At 68.2% G+C, this 21,530-nt stretch carries 17 protein-coding genes; 11 read left to right on the top strand and 6 right to left on the bottom strand.

What is annotated here, in order from left to right:
- Positions 1 to 4: 4 nt before the first annotated feature.
- On the top strand, positions 5 to 385 hold the full coding sequence (locus ATO4_RS10050) for a PH domain-containing protein (RefSeq protein ID WP_083591399.1): 381 nt from the start codon (positions 5 to 7) through the stop codon (positions 383 to 385).
- A 129-nt stretch (positions 386 to 514) separates the two neighbouring features.
- The gene (locus tag ATO4_RS10045) at positions 515 to 1,030 is read left to right on the top strand and encodes a GNAT family N-acetyltransferase (protein WP_083591398.1); all 516 of its coding nucleotides are present in this window, start codon (positions 515 to 517) and stop codon (positions 1,028 to 1,030) included.
- A 157-nt stretch (positions 1,031 to 1,187) separates the two neighbouring features.
- On the opposite strand, the gene purD is transcribed toward ATO4_RS10045, so the two are convergent.
- Positions 1,188 to 2,459, bottom strand: coding sequence for a phosphoribosylamine--glycine ligase (gene purD, locus ATO4_RS10040; protein WP_083591397.1), 1,272 nt, complete (start codon positions 2,457 to 2,459; stop codon positions 1,188 to 1,190).
- Between the two features lie 168 nt (positions 2,460 to 2,627).
- Between purD and ubiA the strand changes: the two genes are divergently transcribed.
- From ubiA to ATO4_RS10025, 3 genes are all read left to right on the top strand, one after another.
- Entirely contained in the window at positions 2,628 to 3,635 is a 1,008-nt protein-coding gene (gene ubiA, locus ATO4_RS10035; RefSeq protein ID WP_083591396.1) for a 4-hydroxybenzoate octaprenyltransferase, read from the top strand.
- Between the two features lie 170 nt (positions 3,636 to 3,805).
- Positions 3,806 to 4,612, top strand: a complete 807-nt coding sequence (locus tag ATO4_RS10030) for a 4'-phosphopantetheinyl transferase superfamily protein (RefSeq protein WP_139802368.1) — start codon at positions 3,806 to 3,808, stop codon at positions 4,610 to 4,612.
- Entirely contained in the window at positions 4,609 to 5,439 is an 831-nt protein-coding gene (locus ATO4_RS10025) for a metallophosphoesterase (protein WP_083591394.1), read from the top strand. Before ATO4_RS10030 ends, ATO4_RS10025 begins: the two co-directional genes overlap by 4 nt.
- A gap of 190 nt (positions 5,440 to 5,629) precedes the next feature.
- Here ATO4_RS10025 and ATO4_RS10020 read toward each other — a convergent pair whose 3' ends face one another.
- From ATO4_RS10020 to ATO4_RS10005, 4 genes are all read right to left on the bottom strand, one after another.
- The gene (locus ATO4_RS10020; protein WP_139802367.1) at positions 5,630 to 5,878 is read right to left on the bottom strand and encodes a hypothetical protein; all 249 of its coding nucleotides are present in this window, start codon (positions 5,876 to 5,878) and stop codon (positions 5,630 to 5,632) included.
- 196 nt (positions 5,879 to 6,074) lie between these two features.
- A complete protein-coding gene (locus tag ATO4_RS10015) occupies positions 6,075 to 6,692 on the bottom strand; it encodes a ribonuclease H-like domain-containing protein (protein WP_083591392.1) in 618 nt (205 codons plus the stop codon).
- A 190-nt stretch (positions 6,693 to 6,882) separates the two neighbouring features.
- The gene (locus ATO4_RS10010) at positions 6,883 to 7,440 is read right to left on the bottom strand and encodes a DUF992 domain-containing protein (RefSeq protein WP_083591391.1); all 558 of its coding nucleotides are present in this window, start codon (positions 7,438 to 7,440) and stop codon (positions 6,883 to 6,885) included.
- Between the two features lie 261 nt (positions 7,441 to 7,701).
- On the bottom strand, positions 7,702 to 7,920 hold the full coding sequence (locus tag ATO4_RS10005; RefSeq protein WP_083591390.1) for a hypothetical protein: 219 nt from the start codon (positions 7,918 to 7,920) through the stop codon (positions 7,702 to 7,704).
- 210 nt (positions 7,921 to 8,130) lie between these two features.
- Between ATO4_RS10005 and ATO4_RS10000 the strand changes: the two genes are divergently transcribed.
- From ATO4_RS10000 to ATO4_RS09980, 5 genes are all read left to right on the top strand, one after another.
- Positions 8,131 to 13,608: an alpha-2-macroglobulin family protein gene (locus ATO4_RS10000; RefSeq protein WP_083591389.1), complete on the top strand. Its 5,478-nt coding sequence runs from the start codon at positions 8,131 to 8,133 to the stop codon at positions 13,606 to 13,608.
- 120 nt (positions 13,609 to 13,728) lie between these two features.
- Positions 13,729 to 15,807 carry a penicillin-binding protein 1C gene (gene pbpC, locus ATO4_RS09995; RefSeq protein ID WP_083591388.1) on the top strand — a complete coding sequence of 693 codons (2,079 nt, stop codon included), beginning with the start codon at positions 13,729 to 13,731 and terminating at the stop codon, positions 15,805 to 15,807.
- A 191-nt stretch (positions 15,808 to 15,998) separates the two neighbouring features.
- Positions 15,999 to 17,486 carry a sensor histidine kinase gene (locus ATO4_RS09990; RefSeq protein ID WP_139802366.1) on the top strand — a complete coding sequence of 496 codons (1,488 nt, stop codon included), beginning with the start codon at positions 15,999 to 16,001 and terminating at the stop codon, positions 17,484 to 17,486.
- 26 nt (positions 17,487 to 17,512) lie between these two features.
- Positions 17,513 to 17,929, top strand: coding sequence for a response regulator (locus tag ATO4_RS09985; RefSeq protein ID WP_210191053.1), 417 nt, complete (start codon positions 17,513 to 17,515; stop codon positions 17,927 to 17,929).
- A 130-nt stretch (positions 17,930 to 18,059) separates the two neighbouring features.
- Positions 18,060 to 19,079 carry a histidine kinase dimerization/phosphoacceptor domain -containing protein gene (locus ATO4_RS09980; RefSeq protein ID WP_083591385.1) on the top strand — a complete coding sequence of 340 codons (1,020 nt, stop codon included), beginning with the start codon at positions 18,060 to 18,062 and terminating at the stop codon, positions 19,077 to 19,079.
- Between the two features lie 28 nt (positions 19,080 to 19,107).
- Here the strand turns inward: ATO4_RS09980 and gcvA are convergent, their stop codons facing one another.
- The gene (gene gcvA / locus ATO4_RS09975; RefSeq protein WP_083591384.1) at positions 19,108 to 20,034 is read right to left on the bottom strand and encodes a transcriptional regulator GcvA; all 927 of its coding nucleotides are present in this window, start codon (positions 20,032 to 20,034) and stop codon (positions 19,108 to 19,110) included.
- Between the two features lie 502 nt (positions 20,035 to 20,536).
- On the opposite strand from gcvA, the gene ATO4_RS09970 reads away from it, so the two are divergent.
- Complete coding sequence (locus tag ATO4_RS09970; protein ID WP_083591383.1) at positions 20,537 to 21,523, top strand: TerC family protein; 987 nt, start codon at positions 20,537 to 20,539, stop codon at positions 21,521 to 21,523.
- The last annotated feature ends 7 nt before the right edge of the window (positions 21,524 to 21,530 follow it).

Here is a 21,530-nt window from a genome sequence, read left to right as displayed (position 1 = left end):
TGCGATGGGACTACTCTCCGGACTGATGGGACTGACCAGTGACGTCGACGTGGAGAGCGTCCGATCGGACCTCGCCCCGATCATGATCGACGGCGAGGAGATCGTCCTCGCCTTCATGGTGGTGCGCGACATGCTCGTCTTCACCGACCTCAGGCTGATCCTCGTCGACAAGCAGGGCATGACCGGGCGCAAGCGGACGATCCAGTCGATTCCCTACCGGGCGATCACCACCTTCTCGATCGAGACCGCGGGCACCTTCGATGCCGATTCCGAAATGACCATCTGGATGAGCGGCCAGCCGCCCATCCACCGCGAGCTGTCCCGCCGCTCGAACATCGCCGGCATCCAGAAGGCGCTGGCCGAAGGCGTCCTCGGTCGGCGGTGACGAGCCCGGATGCTGCTCGGAAGTGTCTGAATCGGCTGTCGATGAGCGGATGAGCGACATTTTTTCGAAGCCGTGGAAAAAACTTTTGCAAAGGATGGATCGAATCCGCGTCTCAGATGTTGAGAAGCGATGCCGACGATCACAACCGCCATCCGCTTCGCCGAACAGAAGGACGCTACCGCCCTTGCGAGCGTCCATGAAGCGGCTTGGCGCGGCGCTTATGCCGGCATCATCCCGCATGGCTGCCTGAACGCCATCATCGGGCGCCGGCATTTCGGCTGGTGGATCCGGGCGGTCCAGAGCGGCGCGGGCATCCTCGTCGTAGACTATTGCGGCGAGACCGTCGGCTACGCGACCATGGGGCGAAACCGGACCGAGGCGCTTGCGGTCTCCGGCGAGATCTACGAGCTCTATCTCAAGCCTTCCTATCAGGGCGTCGGTTTCGGCCGGCGCCTTTTTGCCGCCTCGCAGAGGCTGCTGCGCGAACGCGATCTCGCGCCGCATGTGGTGTGGGCGTTGGCCGATAATGAACTCGCCACCGGCTTTTACGAGCGGATGGGTGGAATGCCCTTCGCCGAAGGCGAAGAGTGCTTCAAAGACAAGAAGCTGCGCAAGATCGCCTATACCTGGCCCGCCATTCGCTGAGAGGCGATCCGCCGGTTTCGCGGCGGGGCGAGAGAGTTCCGGCCGCATTCTCGTGGACCGGCTGTCCCAGATACGACCCGAACCGAAAGACAGAGCGTTTCGGGAACTGCGGTCCAGCGTCGCTTCGGGAACCTTGCGCGATTCCGCGGCCTCCGCCTCAGGCGTCTTCCACCATGATCGCGCGGTGCCCGATGTCGGACCGGAAGAAGCCATCATCCCAGACGACCTGCTCGACCGCGGCATAGGCCCGGCTTGCCGCCTCGCGGACGCTGGCGCCCCGGGCGGTCACGTTCAGTACCCGGCCTCCGGCCGCAACCAGCCGGTCGCCGTCCCGGCTGGTTCCGGCATGGAAGATCCGCGTCGTCGCGTCGTCCTTCGGCAGGTGGACGATCTCGGTTCCCTTCGCGTAGCTGCCGGGATAGCCCTCCGCCGCCATCACCACCGTCAGGGCCCGGTCGCGGGACCATGTCGGCTCGATGCCGGAAAGGTCGCCCTTGGCGGCGGCGAGAAACACCGGCAGCGGATCGCTCTCGAGACGCATCATCAGCACCTGCGTCTCGGGATCGCCGAAGCGGACGTTGTATTCGATCAGCTTCGGCCCGGTCTCGGTGAGCATCAGCCCCGCATAGAGAACGCCCTGGAACGGCGCGCCGATCTCCGCCATGCCCTTCAGCGTCGGCTCGATGATCTCGCGCATGGTCCGCTCGACCAGCCGCTCGCTCATCGCCAGCGCCGGGGAATAGGCGCCCATGCCGCCGGTGTTCGGGCCGCGGTCGCGGTCGAAGGCGCGCTTGTGGTCCTGGGCCGTTCCGAAGACCAGCGCCCGGCTGCCGTCGCAGAGGCAGAAGAGGCTGGCCTCTTCCCCCTCGAGGAACTCCTCGATGACGATCTCGGCGCCGGGGCCGCCGAAGGCGCCGTCGAAGCATGAATCGATCGCCGCCATGGCCTCGGCGCGGCTCTGCGCGATGGTGACGCCCTTGCCGGCGGCGAGGCCGTCGGCCTTGATCACCATCGGATAGCCGCTCTCGTCGAGATGTGCCCTGGCGGCGGCGACCTCGGAAAATCGCTTGTAGCGGGCGGTGGGGATGTCGTGGCGCGAGCACAGATCCTTGGTGAAGCCCTTCGAGCCCTCCAGCCGGGCGGCGGTGGCGGAGGGGCCGAACACGGCGATGCCGGCCGCCGACAGGCTGTCGGCGAGCCCGTCCACCAGCGGTGCTTCCGGGCCGACGACGACGAGGTCGATCGCCTTTTCGCGGCAGAAGTGGACGACGGCGTCGTGGTCGGCGGCGTCGAGCGGGACCAGCTCGGCATGCTCGCCGATCCCGGGATTGCCGGGCGCGGCATAAAGGCTTGCCAGCAGCGGCGACTGCGCGATCTTCCAGGCGAGGGCATGTTCGCGGCCGCCCGAACCGATCAGCAGGACATTCATTGGCATTCCCTCGCGCCCCGCGCTTTCTGGTGCATCCTATTGTCTCAAAGGCGATACGGGGCCTTGCCCGGCAAGGTCAAGCGCGCCAATTGGCGCAAAACTCAGCGAAACGAAGATTGCGGCGAGATTTTCACTTGACTGCAGCATTGATGCACTCACTCTGTAACCATGGCGAATCTCAAAACCAGCCTGGCTGAACCGTCCGATCGGGTGTCCGACGCGCCGGTCTACAATTGGGTCTATCGCATGCTGCCGCGGGCCATCTGGCCCTACGCGCAGCTGGCCCGGTGGGATCGGCCGATCGGCTGGCAACTGCTCCTGTGGCCCTGCTGGTGGTCGGCGGCGCTGGCGCCGCAGGCCGTCGCGCCGAGCGCCGTGCATACCGGCCTGCCGAGCCTCTGGCATCTCATGCTGTTCCTCGTCGGCGCGATCGCCATGCGCGGCGCCGGCTGCACCTACAACGACCTCGTCGACCACGAGATCGACGACAAGGTCGCAAGGACGCGGTCGCGGCCGCTCCCTTCCGGCCGGGTCAGCCGGCTGCAGGCGAAACTCTTCCTCGTGGTGCAGGCGCTGGTCGGCTTCCTGGTGCTGATCCAGTTCAATCCCTTCGCCGTCTTCCTCGGCATTCTCTCGCTCGCCACCGTCGCGGTGTATCCGTTCCTGAAGCGCTTCACCGACTGGCCGCAGCTCGGCCTCGGGCTGGCCTTCTCCTGGGGCGCGCTGATGGGCTGGGCCGTCCATTGGGGCTCCCTGTCGCTGGCGCCGGTGCTGCTCTACGCAGGCGCAATCCTGTGGACGATCGGCTACGACACGATCTACGCCCACCAGGACAAGGAGGACGACGCCCTCGTCGGCGTGCGTTCGACGGCGCGCCTGTTCGGCAGCCGGACGCGTGCGGCGCTGTCGGTGCTCTATCTCGGGACGATCATCCTTTTCCTCGCCGCCTTCGTAGCGGCCGGGGTCGGCCCCTCCGGCGGCCCGTCCTGGCCTGCCTATGCGGGGCTTGCCATCGGCGCCGTCCAGATGATCTGGCAGATCTCCACCCTCGACATCGACGATGCCGACCAGTGCCTCGCCTTGTTCAAGTCGAATGCGGTGTTCGGCTGGATCATCTTCTTCGGGCTGATCTTCTCGGCGTTGTGGTCGCTTTCCATGCCGGTCGCGGCCGTCTGACGCGCTGCGTCGCGTCGCACGCCCGACGGCCTTGCAGGCTCCGACGGATCCACGGAACCATGCGACCATGGGCCTATGGCTCGCATGGTGCGACGAGCGGCCCCATCTTCGAGCTCTGATCCAACCGGCGCTCCCGCGGCGGCGCCTCACCAGTCCAGGCAAACCGATCCTTGAATCCATCTGACCAAATCGACGTCATGCTCGCCGATCCGGCGGCCGCGCAAGGCGCCCGCGCCACCGAATGGCTGCGGCTCATCGAGCCCGCCGAGCGGGCGCGTTACGATCGCTACAGGGTCGAGGGCGCGCGTCAGGAATATCTGACGGGGCGGGCGCTGGTGCGCACCGGCCTGTCGCGTCATGCGGACGTCGATCCGGCCGACTGGCGCTTCGAGGCCAACCGCTATGGACGACCGTCCGTCGTTGCCGAGCAGGCTCGGCTCGTTCCGGGCCTCGTCTTCAACCTCTCCCACACCAGGGGGCTGGTGGCGCTCGCCGTCGGCCGGGATTGCGACGTCGGCGTCGACGTCGAATGGATCGACCGGCAGAGCCGCCTCTCCGACCTCTGCACCCGGTATTTCGCCGCCGACGAGACGGCCTATGTCCGGGCCGCCGAGGGCGACGAGCTGACCGAGCGCTTCTTCGCCTTCTGGACCCTCGGCGAGGCGTATATCAAGGCGCGCGGCATGGGGCTCGCCCTGCCACTCGACGGCTTTGCCTACGACATCACCGGGGACCGGCCGACGATCCGGTTCGAGCCGACCTGTCCCGACGATCCGGCGCGCTGGCGGTTCCTCCGGCGGGCAATCGGGGACCGGCACCGGCTGGCACTCGCCGTGTCTTCGCCCGAGGCGCTCTTGCGGGTGCGTTTCGCATGGTCGACGCCCGGCGATGTCGGGGCAGGGGCGGACGACGCCAGTGGGCTCGCCGCCCCCGAAGACGCGCTGCTCGTCCGCGGCGGCGGGCTGGCCGCCTCGTGAGACTTTACGCCGTCGCCGATCTCCATCTGGGCTTTGCCGCCAATCGCGAGGCCTTGGCCGAGATCCGGCCGCGGCCGGACGACTGGCTGATCCTTGCCGGGGATGTCGGCGAGACGATCCGGCACATGCGCATCGCCTTCGATGCGCTGCTGCCGAAGTTTCGCAGGCTCGTCTGGGTCCCGGGCAATCACGAACTCTGGGCGGTGGCCGGCCGCGACGCCGAACCCGGCGCCCCGGCTCTGCGCGGGGAGGAGCGCTACCGCGCCTTCGTCGAGCTCTGCCGAGAATACGGCGTGCTGACGCCGGAGGACGACTATCCGCTGATCGAGGTGGAGGGCCGGGCGGCGCGACTGGTGCCGATGTTCCTCCTCTACGACTACTCGTTCCGCCCGCCCGAGGTTGCGGAGGCGGATGCGCTCGCCTGGGCCCGGGAGGATCGGGTGCGCTGCGCCGACGAGCAGTTCCTGTCTCCCCATCCCCATGCGAGCCGGGCGGCCTGGTGCCGGGCGCGATGCGAAGTCACGGAGGCGCGGCTGACGGCGCTCGGCAAAGAGGACGTCCCGCGCATTCTCGTCAATCACTGGCCGCTGCGCGAGGAACTGGCGAAGCCGCCGCGCATCCCGCGATTCTCGCTGTGGTGCGGCACGAAGACGAGCGAGGACTGGCACCTGCGGTTCGGGGCGGCATCGGTGATCTCCGGCCACCTCCACATGCCGCGGACACGGGTGATCGACGGCGTCGCCTTCGAGGAGGTGTCGTTCGGCTATCCGAAGCAGTGGCAGGGGCGCCGCGCTCCGGACGACGCCCTGCGCCGCATCGTGGTCTGACGGGTGGAGGGACGGATGGAACGACGGCCCGGTGCCGTCGTCGCCGGTCGGCATCGGAGCCGCCGGAAGATCCGTGGTTCGATCACCGAGGTCCCGACGCAAAACGAAGGCCGGACACGCAGGGTGCGTCCGGCCTTCGATGATGATGCGCGATGATGGCGGGGCGGCGAGGCGCCCGCCGCGACGCCGCTTATGCGACGAGCTGAAGAAAGCCCACGGTCAGGAGGAGGGCAGCGGACAGGAGGCCGGTGACGGCGACGGTCTGGGCGGCTTCATTGCGGAAACAGGAGCGGATCATGGCGGCGATCTTCTTCGGATTGCGGTTGCGTTCGGCGATGCATGTGGATGTTTCGCTCGCCGGACGACATCTGGTTTGCGACATGGCGTGACGCAACCCATACATTCTTTCGGAGCAGCCGATTTTCGCGAAAGCTGCCATCCGGTTTCCCGTGATCGAGGGGCCGTCGGACGCCCTCTGATGGCGTGTCTGGAACGGTCCCTCGATCGCCCCGAGCCGTTTGTCGGCAGGGGCGCGTCTGCAGAAGGCCGCCGCCACACGATGTCCGCCTCGAAAGGCGCCCGGGCGCTGCGGCCTCGCGATGGCCGCCGCCCGCTCGCCGCATCCTGCCGGCTGCTCAGGCCGAGTGGGAGAAGATGTCCTGTTCGCCCCAGCCGGCGAGATCGAGCTTCACCCGGGTCGGCAGGAAGGTGAAGCAGGCCTTGGCGAGGTCCATCCGCTCTTCCCGCTCGAGGCGCTTGTAGAGGACGCCCATGATGTCGTGGAGATAGAGGACGTCGGAGGCGGCATATTCGACCTGGGCCGGCGACAGGGTCTCGGCCGCCCAGTCGGAGGACTGCTGCTGCTTCGACAGGTCGACGCCGATGAGCTCGCGGGCGAGGTCCTTGAGGCCGTGCCGGTCGGTGTAGGTGCGGGTCAGGCGGGAGGCGATCTTGGTGCAGAAGATGGTCTGCGTCATCGCGCCGAAGGCGTGGTAGAGCGCGGCGACGTCGAAGCGGGCGTAGTGGAAGATCTTGGTCTTCGAGGCGTCCTTGAGGAGCGCTGCGATGTTCGGGGCTTCGTTCTGGCCCTTGGCGATCTGGACGATGTCCGCCGTGCCGTCGCCCGGCGACAGCTGGACCACGCAGAGCCGATCGCGCCGCGTGTCGAGGCCGAGCGTCTCGGTGTCGATGGCGACGGGGCCACTGTAGCGGGAGAGGTCGGGAAGGTCGCCCTTGTGCACGCGGATGGTCATGATCTGCCTTTATCGATTCGGGATGTCGCAGAATCGATAGCGGATTTCCGGTGAAAGCCCAAAAACTCGAGGCGCCGACTGCGTTTCGCCATCTGCTTCGAGGCTTGCGGCAGGCCTGCAACAGAATGGCGGCGCCCCGCCGGCGCCGCCATTTCCTGGTGTTCCTTGTCGCAGCTCTCCCGGCTCGGCCTTACTCCGGGCGAACCGTTCCGTCGGCATTGGGCTGCGCCGGCACAGCCACCGGCGCCTGAGTGGCCGGAACCGCCACGGCCGGCTGCAGCGTCAGCTTCGAGACACCGATGGCGGCGTTGATGCCTTCCTGGGCCTGGACGCTCAGCGGCTGCAGCGTGAAGCTGTCATTGGCACCGCCGACGAGGAGGTTGGCGCCGCCGCCGACGAGGGCCGAGGCATCGGCGCTCGCGCCGACATAGGTGCCGGCCAGCGCGCTCTGCTGATAGGCGTTGCCGTCCGACATGACGACGCCCCAGGTCATCACGGTGCGGCCGGTCACGCCGACGTCCAGCCCGAAGGTGTCGAGCGTGCCGGCGTAGACTTCGCGCTGTCCGCCGTCGGCGGGCGTGAATTCGCAGACGAGATCTTCCGAAGAGCCGATGATGAAGCCGGTCGAGCCGTCGCTGTGGCAGCCGAGCGTTCCGACCGTCACTTCGGCAGAAGCCGGTGCGGTGAGGAGGGGGAGCGAGAGGGCCGTCGCAGCGGCGAGCGCCAGCGTGGTGGAAAGGGTCTTCATGGGTATTCACCTCAGTTCAGCGATTGTCCGCTTCGGGTGAGGCAAACCCCGAACGGGTGCCGTGCGTTCCAACTTGTGACGCTGCGGCATACGGTTTTTCGTCGCTGGGGGCAGTCGGTGGTGACGGTTCCGGCCGCCCCCCTCGACGAAAAACCGCCCCGGGGAGGACGGGGCGGTTTTCCATGGGCTGTCCGCTCTGGCGGCGGGAGGGAGGAGGCGGACAGCGGGAGGGGGTCTCTCCAGGTTGCGCCGTGACAGGGCTCAGTAGCAGGTGCGGACGCGCTTCCAGACCCAGAGCTTGTTGCCGTGATAGTCGTAGCCGGCGAAGACCTTGCGCTTCTCGACGTGGCAGACCTTTTCGTAGCGGACGGTGTCGTAGCCGTTGTGCTTCTTGTGGTAGCCGCCGGCATTGGCGGGAGCCGACAGGGCGGCGGCGGCGGCGGCGACGGTGGCGATGGCGATGATGGTGTTGCGGATCATTTCGGTCTCTCCTCTGGTTGGCCGATGCCCCTAGAGTGAAAGGCCGAGACCGGTTTTTGCGGGATCGTTCGGCGGAGATTTTTGCGCGGGGCTCGGCCCGTGCGTCGCGATGGGCGATCACCGAATGTTTTTGATCGCGCTGGCTAGCCGGCCACAGGACTTCGTCGTAAGGATGCGGCGGGGCAAGGCTGGTACGGGAGTCGATCCGACATGAGGTTCGACAGGTTTGTTCTGAGGGCTCTGGCCGTCGTCGTTACACTGGTGGCGATGCCATCGGCGGCCTTCGCCCAGGCGGGCGGCGAACGTAGCGTCGTCGTCACCCGGGACGCCGACTATTTCGGCCGCGACTACGATATTCTGAAGAACGTCGACCTCGACGCTTGCACCGCCGCCTGCAAGGCCGACGACCGCTGCCGGGCCTTCACGCTCAACGAGCGCACCCGCTGGTGCTTCCTGAAGGACGGCGTCGGCGAGTTGCGCCGCGTCGCGGGCGCCGTCTCCGGCGAGATCGTCGCCGCGCCCCGGGTCGACGAGGCCGGCCTCGCGACGCGCGCCAGGGAGCTCGACTTCATCCCGTCCTCCAGCCTCGATGCGGCCAACGGCCTGCGCCTGGCGCTTGCCGATACTGCCCGTGACCCGGAATTCGCGGCGATTCCGGCCGGCGGGCTGGCTCGCCAGGCGGCGGCTGCCCTGACCTTTCCGGAGGCGATCCGCCTTTGGCAGGAGGTCCTGAAGCGCGAGCCGCTCGATCACGCGGCGTGGCAGGCGCTGGCCGATGCCGCGCTCGCCTTCCAGCCGGTCGAATACGACGAGCAGCGGGCCAATCTCCAGCTGCGCACGAACGCCGCCGTCAACGCCTATCTCACCGCTGCCGACGACGCGGAGAAGGCGCAGGCACTGGCCACGATCGGCGCGATCTTCGAGGCCGACGAGAACTGGAAGCTCGCGATCCGGGCCCTTCGCAGCAGCCTCGCCGCCGCGAACGAGCCGCAGGTCGCCGCAAGGCTCGACACGGTGGTGGCCGCCCATGGCTTCCGCATCACCGAGCACACCGTCGACAACAACGCCGCCAACCCGCGCATCTGTCTGACCTTCTCCGACCGGCTGTCACGGGCCCTCACCACCTCCGAAAACCCCGGCGACTACGTCAGCATCGAGGGCGGCGATACCTTGCCGGTGACGGCGGAGGGATCGCAGATCTGCATCGACGGCGTGAAGCATGGCGAGCGCTACCGCATCGTCGCGCGTCCGGGCATCACCGCCATCGACGGCGAGAAGCTGGCGAAGCAGGCCGAGCTGTCGATCTATGTCCGAGACCGCGATCCTGCGGTCCGTTTCGCCGTCAACGCCTATGTGCTGCCGTCGGGCGGCGACGCGACGATCCCGGTGGTGACGATCAACGCCGACACCATCGAGGCGAAGGTGCAGCGGATCGGTGAGCGCGGCCTGGCCGGCATGCTGGCCGGCGACCAGTTCCTGAAATCGCTGTCCCGCTATCAGATCGACGACATTTCCGGACAGAGCGGCGCCGACGTGTGGACCGGGACGGTGTCGGTGCAGCGCGAGACGAATGCCGAGGTCACCACCGCGATCCCGGTCGCGGAGATGGTGCCGGAGCTGAAGCCCGGCGTCTACGCTCTCTCCGCCAAGGCGAAGAACGGCCCGCAATATCAGGACCAGCTGGCGACCCAGTGGTTCGTCGTCTCCGACATCGGGCTGTCGACCTTCTCGGCCTCCGACGGCTTCCACGTCGTCACCCGCTCGCTCGGCAGCGCCGCGCCGCTGGCCGGCGTCGCCGTCGAACTCGTCGCCGCCAACAACCAGGTCCTCGCCACCGCGACCAGCGACGAGGCCGGCCACCTGCGACTTCCCGCCGGCCTGATGCGCGGCACCGGCGGCGACCGGCCGTCGCTGCTGATGGCGAAGAAGGACGGCGACTTCGTCTTCCTGAACGTCGGGGATTCGCCCTTCGACCTGACCGATCGCGGCGTCAGCGGCCGCGCGCCTGCCGGGCCGATCGACGTCTTCCTCACGGCCGACCGGGGCATCTACCGGGCCGGCGACACGGTCCGCCTCAATGCGCTCGCCCGCGATGCGACGGGCAGCGCCATGCCCGGCCTGTCGCTGACCGAGATCGTCAGGCGGCCCGACGGGGTGGAATTCTCCCGCCAGAGCGTGTCGGACTTTGCCGAGGGCGGCTACGCCTTTCCTCTCGCGCTGCCTGACGGCGCGATGCGCGGCCTCTGGAAGGTCGCGCTCCACACCGACCCCGAGCAGCCGGCGCTCGGCGAGACGAGCTTCCTCGTCGAGGATTTCGAGCCCGAGAAGATCGATTTTGCGATCGCCACCGACGCCGCGAGCCTCGATCCGGCGTCGCCGCCGACCGTGACCGTCGATGCCCGCTACCTCTTCGGTGCGCCGGCCGGCGATCTGGAGGTCAATGGCGAGGCGGTGCTGACGGCGTCCGCCGCGATCGCCGCCTATCCCGGCTACACGTTTGGTCTTGCCAGCGACGAGGTGACGGCGACGCGCCAGTCCTTCGACGCCGGGCGCACCGACGCGGGCGGCAAGGCCGAACTCACCATGGCGGCCTTCGAGCCGCCCGCCACCACCCGGCCGCTGTCCGCCGCGCTGCAGCTGCGCGTCATCGACGCCAGCGGCAAGCCGGTGGAGCGGGTGAGGGCGCTGCCGGTGGCGGCGTCCGACCCGCGGATCGGCCTCAAGCCGCGCTTCGACGGAGCGGTCCCGGAAGGCTCGCAGGCGGCATTCGACGTCATCGCCCTTGATGCGTCCGGCGATCGCATGGCGGCCGAGGGGCTGCAGTGGGAGCTGAAGAAGGTCAGCGTCGATTTCCAGTGGTATTCGACTTCCGGCTCGTGGAATTACGAGCCGGTGAAGACCTCCACCCGCGTCGCCAGCGGAACGCTTGCCGTTGCCGCCGACACGCCGGCTTCCTTCGAGATGCCGGTGGAATGGGGGGAATACGAGCTGGCGGTGGTCGATCCCGCCGGCGGGGCGATCCCGGCCAGCCTCTCCTTCGAGGCCGGCTGGTACGTGTCGGCGACCTCCCTCGACACGCCGGACGTCGCGAGCGTCTCCCTCGACAAGCCGTCCTACCGGGCCGGCGAAACCGCGAAGGTGCGGATCGAGCCGCGCTTTGCCGGCAAGGCCGAGGTCTTCGTCATGGACGAGCGGATCATCGCCCGGACGACCGCCGAGATCCCGGCTGAGGGGGGCGAGGTCAGCCTGCCCGTCACCCGGGACTGGGGAGCGGGTGCCTATGTCGCGGCGGTCGTCTACCGGCCGATGAATCTCGATGAAAAGCGCATGCCCGGCCGGGCGATCGGCATCGCCCATGTGACGGTGGAGCCCGGCGACCGGGCGCTCGCCGTCGCGCTCGACGCGCCGGAGACGATCGAGCCGCGCCAGACGCAGGAGATCGGCATCGAGATCGGCGGGATCGCCGCCGGCGAGACGGCCTATGTGACGCTGGCGGCCGTCGATGTCGGCATCCTCAACGTCACGTCGTTCCAGCCGCCCTCGCCGAAGGGCCACTATTTCGGCCAGCGGCGGCTCGGCGTCGAGATCCGCGATCTCTATTCCAAACTCATCGACCGCATGGCCGGCGCGCCGGGTACCGTGCGCTCTGGCGGCGACGCCGGGGCGAGCTACGACAGTCCGCCGCCGATGGACGAGCTGGTGTCGCTCTATTCCGGCCCCGTCGCGGTGGACGGAAATGGCCGCGCCACCATCGCCCTCGACATTCCGGACTTCAACGGCACGCTCAAGCTGATGGCTATCGCCTGGTCGAAGTCGGCCGTCGGCGAGGGCAGCCGGGACATGATCGTCCGCGATCCGATCGTCATCGCCGTCTCGCGCCCGGCCTTCCTCGCGCCTGGCGACAAGTCGCGCCTCGCCATCGACGTCACCCATGTCGAAGGCCCGGCCGGTCAGGCGAGGCTGTCGCTGCGCGGCGGCGGCGGCATCGTCTCGCTCGGCGCCAACGCGGAGACGACGCTGACGCTCGCCGAGCAGGGCCGCGAGCGGGTGCTCGTGCCTGTCACCGGAGAGGGTGTCGGCGACGCCAGCATCGAAGTTGCACTCGTGACGCCGTCGGGAGAGACGCTGCGCAAGACGATCGTCCTGCCGGTGCGTTCCAACGCGCCGAAGGAGGTCGACAAGACGCAGATCACGATCGCCGCGAATGGCGGCACACTCGGCCTCGATCCGCAGCTTTTTGCCGGCTACGTTCCGGGAACGGCCTCGGCGACGGTCTCGATCAACGGTGCGGCCGAGTTCGACGTCGCGGGCGTCGTCCGCTCCCTCGACCGCTATCCCTATGGCTGCACCGAGCAGCTGACGAGCCGGGCGATGCCGCTGGTCTATCTCGACCAGACCGTTCTCTCGGCCGGCCTCGGGCGCGGCGAGGACGTCAGGAAGCGGGTGAGCGACGCGATTGCCAGCGTCCTCGCCAACCAGGCCTCGAACGGCTCCTTCGGCCTGTGGGGACCCGGCTATGGCGACCTCTGGCTGGACTCCTTCGTCACCGATTTCCTGACCCGGGCCCGGGAGGCCGGTTACGACGTGCCCGAGCAGGGCTTTACGCTCGCCGTCGACAATTTGCGCAACAGCCTCGCCTATCTGCCGGAGAAGCCGGACTGGGGGCCGGTCGCTTACGCCTACTACGTCCTCGCCCGCAACGGCCGGGCCTCGATCGGCGACCTGCGCTATTATGCCGACAACGAGCTGGCGAACTTCCCGACCCCCCTGTCCAAGGCGCAGATGGCGGCGGCCCTGGCGCTCTACGGCGACCGGACCCGGGCCGAACAGGTGTTCCGCACCTCCATCGCCGACACGCTGGAACCGCGGTCCAACGTCGCGCGCTCCGACTACGGCACGGCGCTTCGCGACGATGCCGCGGTGCTGACGCTCGGCCTCGAGACCGCCGTCGACGGGCTGTCCTTCGAGGATCTGATCACCAAGGTGAACACCCAGCGCCGCAGCCAGCGCCACACCTCGACCCAGGAGGACACCTGGTCGCTGCTCGCCGCCCACGCCCTCCTGGACCGCAACCCGCCGATGCTGACGGTGGACGGCAAGGACGTCAGCGGACCCTATTCGGCCTCGATCGACGAGGCGGGGCTCGCCGGCGGTCTCGACATCGCCAACCGTGCCGCCCAGCCGGTGGCGGCCTCCGTGACGATCCGCGGCGTGCCGCAAGTCGCGCCGCCCGCGTCGGCCGAGGGTTATGCCGTTGCCCGCAGCTACTACACCCTCGAGGGACAACCCGCCGATCCCGCGAGGATCGGCCAGGGTGACAGGCTGGTGGTCGTCGACGAGGTCACCCTCGTCGATCGCGGCCCCGCACGGCTGATGCTGGATGATCCGCTGCCGGCCGGCTTTGCCATCGACAATCCGGCGATCCTGCGCGCCGGCGACGTGGCGTCCCTCGAGTGGCTGCAGCTCAGCGGCGATGCGGCGCATACCGAGTTCCGCACCGACCGGTTCCTCGCCGCGATCGACCAGGGCGCCGACGACACGGCGACGCGTCGCTTCGCCTATATCGTGCGGGCGGTCGCGCCGGGCGAGTTCGAGCATCCGGCGGCGGTGATCGAGAACATGTACGATCCCAGCCGGCGTGGGCGAACGGGCGCTGGCCGGGTGACGGTGATCGGGCCGCTGCAGTGACGGGCACACCGATGCGAGGCATCCGTATCGCGACGGGGGCGCCCGCCCGGCTTGTCCTCGACGCGAAAGGCGCGGGCATTTGGCAGCCCGTGCCGGTCGCCCGTTCGGGGCTTGGCTGACATGTCGTCGCTGCGCCGCGCGGCACAGGCCGGGCTCCTCGGCCTCCTCCTGTTCCTCATCGCCGGCCTCTGGTCCTGGTCCGCCTTCGAGGCGGCCGTTGGACAGCGCGTCGCCGCGCTGTCGCAGCCCGAGGTCGGGGTCGAGGTGGTCGACCGGGAGGGGCGGCTGCTGCGGGCCTTTCCGGTCAGCGACGGCCGCTGGCGGCTGGCCGCGACCGGCGGCGACGTCGACCCGCGCTTCCTGAAGATGCTGCTCGCCTGGGAGGACAAGCGCTTCCTCGACCACGGAGGCATCGACGGGCGGGCGCTCATCCGGGCCGCCTGGCAGTCGCTGCGCCACCGCCGCATCGTCTCCGGCGGGTCGACCCTGACCATGCAGGTCGCCCGCATGCTGGGCAATCTGCCGACGGGGAGCGTCCCGGCGAAGATCGAGCAGATGCTGACGGCGATCGCCCTGGAGCGGCGCTACGACAAGGCTGAGATCCTGTCGCTGTATTTCCGGCTGGCGCCCTATGGCGGCAATGTCGAGGGGATCAGGGCCGCCTCGCTGCAGCTCTTCGGCAAGGAGCCGCGGCGGCTGACGGCGGCGGAGGCCGCGCTCCTCGTCGCGCTCCCGCAATCGCCCGAGCGCTACCGGCCGGACCGCTTCCCCGACCGCGCCAGGGCCGCCCGCGACCGGGTGCTCGCCCGCATGGCCGAACTCTCCGTCATCGACGGGCGGGAGGCCGGCCGGGCGGAGCGCGAGCCGATGCCGGCGGTGCGGCGGCAGATGCCGATGATGGCGGCGCATGTGTCGGACCGGCTGCACGCGGCGAGCCCGCAGCGCAGCCCGATCAACCTGACGATCGACGGCCGGCTGCAGGAGGCGCTCGAGACCTATGCGCGGCAGAAGGCGAAGAGCCTGAAGAGCCCTGTCTCCCTCGCTCTCGTCGTCGCCGATCACGCGACGGGGGAAATCCTCGCCGAGGTCGGCTCGCCCGATGTCTTCGACCGTTCCCGGCAGGGCTTCGTCGACCTGACCCAGGCGCTGCGCTCGCCGGGCTCGACCCTCAAGCCGCTGATCTACGGCCTCGCCTTCGAGCGCGGCGTCGCCCATCCGGAAAGCCTCGTCGACGATTCGCCGGGCGGGTTCTCCGGCTACACACCGCAGAATTTCGACCATCATTTCGAGGGCGTGATCACCGCCCGCCGGGCCCTGCAGCTGTCGCGCAACCTGCCGGCGGTCGAGCTTCTGGCCGCCGTCGGCCCGAGCCGGCTCGTCCATCGCATCCGCCGCGCCGGCGCGCGGCCGGAGCTCGGCGACCGGTCGCTGCCGGGCCTCGCCATCGGCCTCGGCGGTCTCGGCCTGACGCTCGAGGATCTCGTGCGGCTCTATGCGGGTGTCGCCAATGGCGGGGTCTCGGTGCCCCTCCACATCGAGGCCGGCGGCGAGCCGCAGGTGCACCGGCGCATCCTGTCCGAGCAGGCGGCATGGTACGTCACCTCGATCCTGGCCGGCGCGACCTCGACCACCAAGGGCTCGCCCGGCGAGATCGCCCACAAGACCGGCACCTCCTACGGCTACCGCGACGCCTGGACCGTCGGCTATGACGGCCGCCACGTGGTCGGAGTCTGGCTCGGGCGGCCGGACGGCGCACCGGTGCCCGGCCTTATAGGCCAGGATGCCGCCGTGCCGGTGATGCATGACGTGTTCTCGCGGATCGGACCTGCGACGCGCCTCGTCGGCCCGCCGCCCGGCATCCTCGCCTCGGCCGGCGCCGGCCTGCCGCCGCCGCTGCAGCGGGTGGGGCGAGCGGCCGAGCGCCGCCAGGCGGGCCTGAAGCCTGAGATCGTCTATCCGCCGGACCGCAGCCGCATCGAGCTCTTCGGACCCGGCGGGCGCGACGGTGCGACGGCCCCGCTCTATCTGAAGGTGCGCAATGGCCGGCCCCCCTTCACATGGTATGTCGACGGACTGCCCGTCGAACAGGACCAGCTCCTGCGCCAGTCGGCCTTCCAGCCGAAGGAGCCGGGTTTTCTGGCCATCTCCGTCGTCGATGCGACCGGGGCCGCCGCGAGCTCGCAGGTCCTGGTGAAGTAGCGAGCGGCCCAGGCTCCACCGCTTTTCGCAACCTTCCCCCTGCCGGCTCTTGAGCGGCATCGGAGGCCGGGCTACAGAGCATTGCAACGCAACTCATCGTTCTTCCCAGCGGTCGAGCGATCATGGCGAGCGTTCCCGGCCCCCAAGCGGCCCTGTGGAACGCCGCTTCAAGAACGGTCCCGAACGACCCGATGCAGAGATCCCAACGCCGGGCCAACCGCGCGATCTTCTTCGCCATCGCCGCCGGCTTCGCCACGCTGGCCATCGCCGCCTGGGCCGTCGTCTGGGCGTTCGAACGCAGCCAGGACTTCAGCCAGCTCGTCTCTCACACGATCGAGGTCGAAGCCGCAGTCGCCGATCTCAATCGGCTCGACGAGCGCATCGAAGCGGCGCGCCGGGGGTATCTTCTGGAAGGCAATCCGCGATTCATTGAAACCTTCGAGAAGACCGCCGCCGCGATCCCGGTTCAGATGCAGCGAATCACCGATCTGACCATCGACAATCCCGATCAGGTTGCACGAGTCGCGAGGTTCCGCGAACTGACGGACCGGTATCTGGCACTCCTTCGCGAGTCGATCGCCGACAAGCAGGCCGGGGGCCGCGGCATCCGGGGCGCCAGCCTCCTTGACGAGGAGAACATCGCGGTCGTGGAACAGTTGCGCGCCCTCTCGGAAGAGATGAGCGTCGCGGAGCGGCGACTGCTGATCTCGCGAGAGGCCGAGCGCCGCGGCAGTGTCCAGCTGTCGACGATCGTCGCATCGGTCGCGGCGCTTCTCTTCCTGCTCGTCGCCGCCGGGACGATCTGGGCGACACGGCGGACGCTGCGAGCCCTTGCCGAGACGGGAACGCAGCTGCAGGTTCTCAACGAAGATCTGGAATCGGCGGTGCAGGAACGGACCGCCGAGCTGCAGCGCGCCAATGCCGAGATCCAGCGCTTCGCCTACATCGTCTCCCATGATCTGAGATCGCCGCTGGTCAACGTCATGGGCTTCACCGCCGAGCTCGACGCCGCGATCAAGCCGCTGTCCGAACTCGTCGACAGTGTCGAGGAGCGGCAGGCCGATCTCGTCACCGACGAGATGAAATATGCGGTGCGCGAGGATCTGCCGGAGGCGATCGGCTTCATTCGCACCTCGACCGAGAAGATGGACCGGCTGATCAACGCGATCCTCAGACTGTCGCGGGAAGGTCGCCGGGTGCTGACGCCGGAAGCCGTCGACATGAATGCACTGGCCGAAGGCATCGTCGACAGCCTCCAGCACCGCATCGACGACCTCGGCGTGACCGTCGATGCGGAGCCGTTGCCGACGGTGGTGACCGACCGGCTGGCGGTCGAGCAGATCCTTTCGAACCTTGTCGAAAACGCCCTCAAATATCTCAAGTCGGATCGCCCGGGGCGCGTCACTATTCGGGGTCGCAAGCATGCCGGCCGCGTGCTCTACGAGGTCGAGGACAATGGCCGCGGCATCGATCCGAGGGATCACGAGCGCATCTTCGACCTGTTCCGGCGCTCCGGAACCCAGGATCAGCCGGGCGAGGGGATCGGGCTTGCCCATGTGCGGGCTCTGGCATACCGATTGGGCGGCACCATAAGCTGCGAGTCCGCACTCGGCGAGGGCGCGACGTTCCGCCTCTCGCTTCCGATGGCACTCGCACCGCAACAGGGATCTCAGACGTGAGCAAACACCAGACCGTCAACATCGTCATGATCGAAGATGACGAGGGACATGCGCGGCTGATCGAGAAGAACATCCGGCGCGCCGGCGTCAACAACCCCATCCGCCACTTCCTCGAGGGGACGGCGGCGCTCCAGTATCTCTTCGACGCGCCGGAAGGCCCGGCCCGCAACGGACCGGCGCTGGTGCTCCTCGACCTTAACCTGCCGGACATGAGCGGCATCGACATCCTCCAGAAGATGAAGGCCCCCGACAGCCCGTTGAAGCGGACCCCGGTGGTCGTTCTGACGACGACCGACGACAAGGTCGAGATCGAGCGTTGCTACGATCTCGGCGCCAATGTCTACATAACCAAGCCGGTCAACTACGAGACGTTCGCTCAGGCGATCCGCCAGCTGGGGTTGTTCCTGTCGGTCATTCAGGTGCCGGATCCGGAGATGGACTGAGTCTTTCGGCGCCCTGCGCGTCCAAGTTCTTGTTCTACTGGTTTTTTCATAGCTTTCAGGTTAGGTCCGTCATGCCTGCGGATGGTCATCGCTGCGACCGGTTCCTGCCGCATACTCAAAGTCGAGGCCGATGCCACGAGTTCTCTACATCGATGACGACGAGGGGCTGAGGGTTCTCACCAGCCGGGCCTTGCGTCGGCGTGGCTTCGAGGTGGAAACGGCCGCCGACGCCGACAGCGGTGTCGGGCGACTGGCCGAAGGCGGCTTCGATCTCGTCGCCATCGACCACTACATGCCCGGCAAGACGGGGCTCGAGGCGCTCGAGGCCATTGCGGCGCTCGCGGCGCCGCCGCCCGTCGTCTTCGTCACCGGTTCCGACGAGACCTCCGTCGCCGTCGCTGCCCTGAAGGCCGGCGCGTCGGATTATGTCGTCAAGACCATCGGCGAGGAGTTCTTCGATCTTCTCGCGTCGAGCTTCCGGCAGTCGCTGGAGCGTCGCGCGCTGCTGGCGGCCAAGGAACAGGCCGAACAGGCGCTGATCGCCTCGAACGAGCGGCTGGCGGCGATGGTGAAGGAGGCGAACCACCGTGTCGCCAACAGCCTGCAGATCCTGTCCGCTTTCGTGAACCTCCAGGCATCGGCCGCCACCAGCGAGGATGCGAAAGGCGCCCTGAAGGACACCCAGCAGCGGATCGCCGCGATCGCCCAGGTGCATCGCCGACTCTACAATTCCGACGACATCGCCACCATCGACATGGCGGAATATCTGCTTCCGCTGGCCGAGGAACTTGCCGCCACCTGGTCGACGCCGACCTCTCCCCGCACGGTGAGCCTGCAGTCCGATCCCATCCGCCTGAAGACGGACAAGGCGGTCTCCGTCGGCATCATCGTCACCGAACTCGTCGGCAATGCCTGCAAATACGCCTATCGCAACGCCGAGCCCGGCGAGGTGCGCATCCGTCTCGTCCAGGAGACCCCCATGTTCCGGCTCAGCGTCGAGGACGACGGGCCCGGCTACGATCCGACGGCCAAGCCGAAGGGCACCGGCATCGGCACGCGGCTGATCAAGGCGATGGCCCAGAGCCTCGGCGCGGAGGTCGACTATGGCGGCGGACCCGGCGCCCGGATCTGCGTGACGGCGTCGCTCTGAAACGAGCGACCCCGAAGCCCGACCGGCCTCAGCCGAACGTCTCCGATGCCTCGTCCCGCCGCAGCTCGTCGCCCCGCAGCTCTTCGTCGAACCACTCCCGGAATGCCCTGATCTTCGCCACGTTGCGGCGTGCTTCGGGATAGACGAGGAAGTAGTACTGGCCCGCCTCGGACACGGCGGGAAAGGGCTGCAGGAGGAGGCCGGCCTCGATCTCCTCGCGGTAGAAGGCCGGGGTGAGGATGGCGACGCCATGTCCGCCCATCGCCGCCCGCGCCTCCAGATGCTGGTCGCCCATGCGCGAGTCGGGATGGGCGCCGGGATCGTAGCCCGCAACGCCCATGGCGTCGAACCACAAGGGCCACCAGCGGTCGCCCGGATCGATCAGCAGCAGCCGCAAGATGTCGGCCGGCGTCTCGACGGGGCCGCATCTCGCGACGACCTTCGGGCTCAGCATCGGCGTGAATGCCACCGGGAAGAGCGGTTGGACCGCCAGTCCCGGCCAGTCGCCCCTGCCGCTGCGGATCGCGACGTCGACGTCGTCGCGGCTGAAATCCGCGACCTCGCGCGTGGCAGTGGTGCGAACGGCGATGTCGGGATGCTTCATCTGGAAGCGCCCGATGCGTGGCGCCAGCCAGTGGGCGGCGAAGGTGGGCAGGACGCTGATCGACAGGACGCCGCCGGCAGTGCTCCCCGCGGCCGCATAGGCCGCCGCCAGACGGTCCAGCGCGTCGCTGGCAGCCGCGCCGAGCAGGCGGCCGGCCGGCGTCAGCTCGACGGCGCGTGGGCGGCGCAGGAAGACGGGCGCGCCCAGCCGCTCCTCCAGCAGCCTGATCTGATAGCTGATGGCGGCCTGGGTCATGCCCAGCTCTTGCGCCGCTCGGGTGAAGCTCAGATGTCGCGCCGCCGCTTCGAAGGCGCGCAACGCGGGGAGCGGCGGCAGGTCACGGCGGCTCATGCATAAATCCTCCTTATGTATGATGCGGCAGTTCGCGTTGGTCGGCAATCGCCAATTGCGCCACGTTGGGCCATCGAATCCAACGAATGGCGGCGCCGACGGCGCTGCCGGCGAGGTGCCCAATGACCAGGTTCCAACGAACCGGGAGCGCCCCTGTGCGCGCCCTGATCCGAGTGCTCGAAGGTTTCCGGCGGACCGGCAGTCGCGGGCATCCGCTGGGGATCGACACGGCGCCGGACAGCCTCCTGCGGGACATCGGACTCAAGGACGGGCGCGGATCGTTTCCGGACAGGACGGACAAGCCAAGCTGATGACACGTCCGATAACGCGCAGATCACGTCTTCGCCAACGCTGTCGTGCCCGCAACGGGAGGGATTGATCGCGTCGCCTGGCCCGCCCATCTGACCGGAACGTCCTGATCCGGGCCCCTCTGGCGAGAGCTGCCGGCTCTCTCGCGATGTCGGATCTTCTTTCGGCATCGCGGCCGGCAGGAGTTACACCCGTGGATCTTGCGTTTCTCGTGACGCCATGGCTCGGCACGCCGCTCTGGATGTGGGGCGGATTCTTCGCCCTCGTGCTGCTCGTCCTCGCCTTCGACCTCGGTATCCTCAACAAGGAGGACCACGAGATCGAAGTCAGCGAGAGCCTGAAGCTCTCCGCCTTCTACATCACCCTCGGCCTTCTCTTCGGCGGCGCCGTCTGGTGGCTGAAGGGCGTCGATCCGGCCATCGACTACTTCACCGGCTTCGTCGTCGAGAAGGCGCTGGCGATGGACAACGTCTTCGTCATCGCGATGATCTTCTCGTTCTTCGCCGTGCCGCGGATCTACCAGCACCGAGTGCTGTTCTGGGGCATTCTCGGCGTCATCGTGCTGCGCGCCATCATGATCGGCTTCGGCGCGGCGCTGGTGAACAACTTCTCCTGGGTGCTCTACGTCTTCGCCGCCTTCCTGATCGCGACCGGCATCAAGATGCTGCTGACCGATGGCAAGGAGAAGCCGCTCGGCGACAATCCGCTCGTCAAGTTCCTGCGCCGGCACCTGAACGTCACCGACGAGCACCATGGCGAGCGCTTCTTCGTGACCAAGCCGGACCCGAAGACCGGCAAGCTGACGCGCTATGTCACGCCGCTGTTCATGGCGCTGATCATGATCGAGATCGCCGACGTGATCTTCGCGGTGGATTCGGTGCCGGCGATCTTCGCCATCACCACCGACCCCTTCATCGTCTACACCTCCAACATCTTCGCCATCCTCGGCCTGCGCGCGCTCTATTTCGCGCTGGCGGCAATGATCCATCGCTTCCAGTATCTCAAGGTCGCGCTGTCCTTCGTCTTGATCTTCATCGGCGCCAAGGTCTTCGCCGCCGACCTCCTCGGTCTCGACAAGATCCCGCCGGCAATCTCGCTCGGCGCGACCTTCGCGATCCTCGCCGCCGGCGTCGTCTGGAGCCTGTGGAAGACGCGGGGGCACGCGCCGCACACCGGCTGAACCAGAA

The organism is Aurantimonas sp. 22II-16-19i (genome assembly GCF_002088275.1).
Lineage (GTDB): Bacteria > Pseudomonadota > Alphaproteobacteria > Rhizobiales > Rhizobiaceae > Jiella.
This window is presented reverse-complemented; position numbering and strand designations above follow the sequence as displayed.

What these genes read in the sequence shown, in the direction of transcription:
- ATO4_RS10050 (WP_083591399.1), top strand. Translation starts at nt 5, where the DNA reads ATGGGACTACTCTCCGGACTGATGGGACTGACCAGTGACGTCGACGTG.
- ATO4_RS10045 (WP_083591398.1), top strand. Translation starts at nt 515, where the DNA reads ATGCCGACGATCACAACCGCCATCCGCTTCGCCGAACAGAAGGACGCT.
- purD (WP_083591397.1), bottom strand. Translation starts at nt 2,459, where the DNA reads ATGAATGTCCTGCTGATCGGTTCGGGCGGCCGCGAACATGCCCTCGCC.
- ubiA (WP_083591396.1), top strand. Translation starts at nt 2,628, where the DNA reads ATGGCGAATCTCAAAACCAGCCTGGCTGAACCGTCCGATCGGGTGTCC.
- ATO4_RS10020 (WP_139802367.1), bottom strand. Translation starts at nt 5,878, where the DNA reads ATGGCAGCTTTCGCGAAAATCGGCTGCTCCGAAAGAATGTATGGGTTG.
- ATO4_RS10015 (WP_083591392.1), bottom strand. Translation starts at nt 6,692, where the DNA reads ATGACCATCCGCGTGCACAAGGGCGACCTTCCCGACCTCTCCCGCTAC.
- ATO4_RS10010 (WP_083591391.1), bottom strand. Translation starts at nt 7,440, where the DNA reads ATGAAGACCCTTTCCACCACGCTGGCGCTCGCCGCTGCGACGGCCCTC.
- ATO4_RS10005 (WP_083591390.1), bottom strand. Translation starts at nt 7,920, where the DNA reads ATGATCCGCAACACCATCATCGCCATCGCCACCGTCGCCGCCGCCGCC.
- ATO4_RS10000 (WP_083591389.1), top strand. Translation starts at nt 8,131, where the DNA reads ATGAGGTTCGACAGGTTTGTTCTGAGGGCTCTGGCCGTCGTCGTTACA.
- pbpC (WP_083591388.1), top strand. Translation starts at nt 13,729, where the DNA reads ATGTCGTCGCTGCGCCGCGCGGCACAGGCCGGGCTCCTCGGCCTCCTC.
- ATO4_RS09990 (WP_139802366.1), top strand. Translation starts at nt 15,999, where the DNA reads ATGCAGAGATCCCAACGCCGGGCCAACCGCGCGATCTTCTTCGCCATC.
- ATO4_RS09985 (WP_210191053.1), top strand. Translation starts at nt 17,513, where the DNA reads ATGATCGAAGATGACGAGGGACATGCGCGGCTGATCGAGAAGAACATC.
- ATO4_RS09980 (WP_083591385.1), top strand. Translation starts at nt 18,060, where the DNA reads ATGCCACGAGTTCTCTACATCGATGACGACGAGGGGCTGAGGGTTCTC.
- gcvA (WP_083591384.1), bottom strand. Translation starts at nt 20,034, where the DNA reads ATGAGCCGCCGTGACCTGCCGCCGCTCCCCGCGTTGCGCGCCTTCGAA.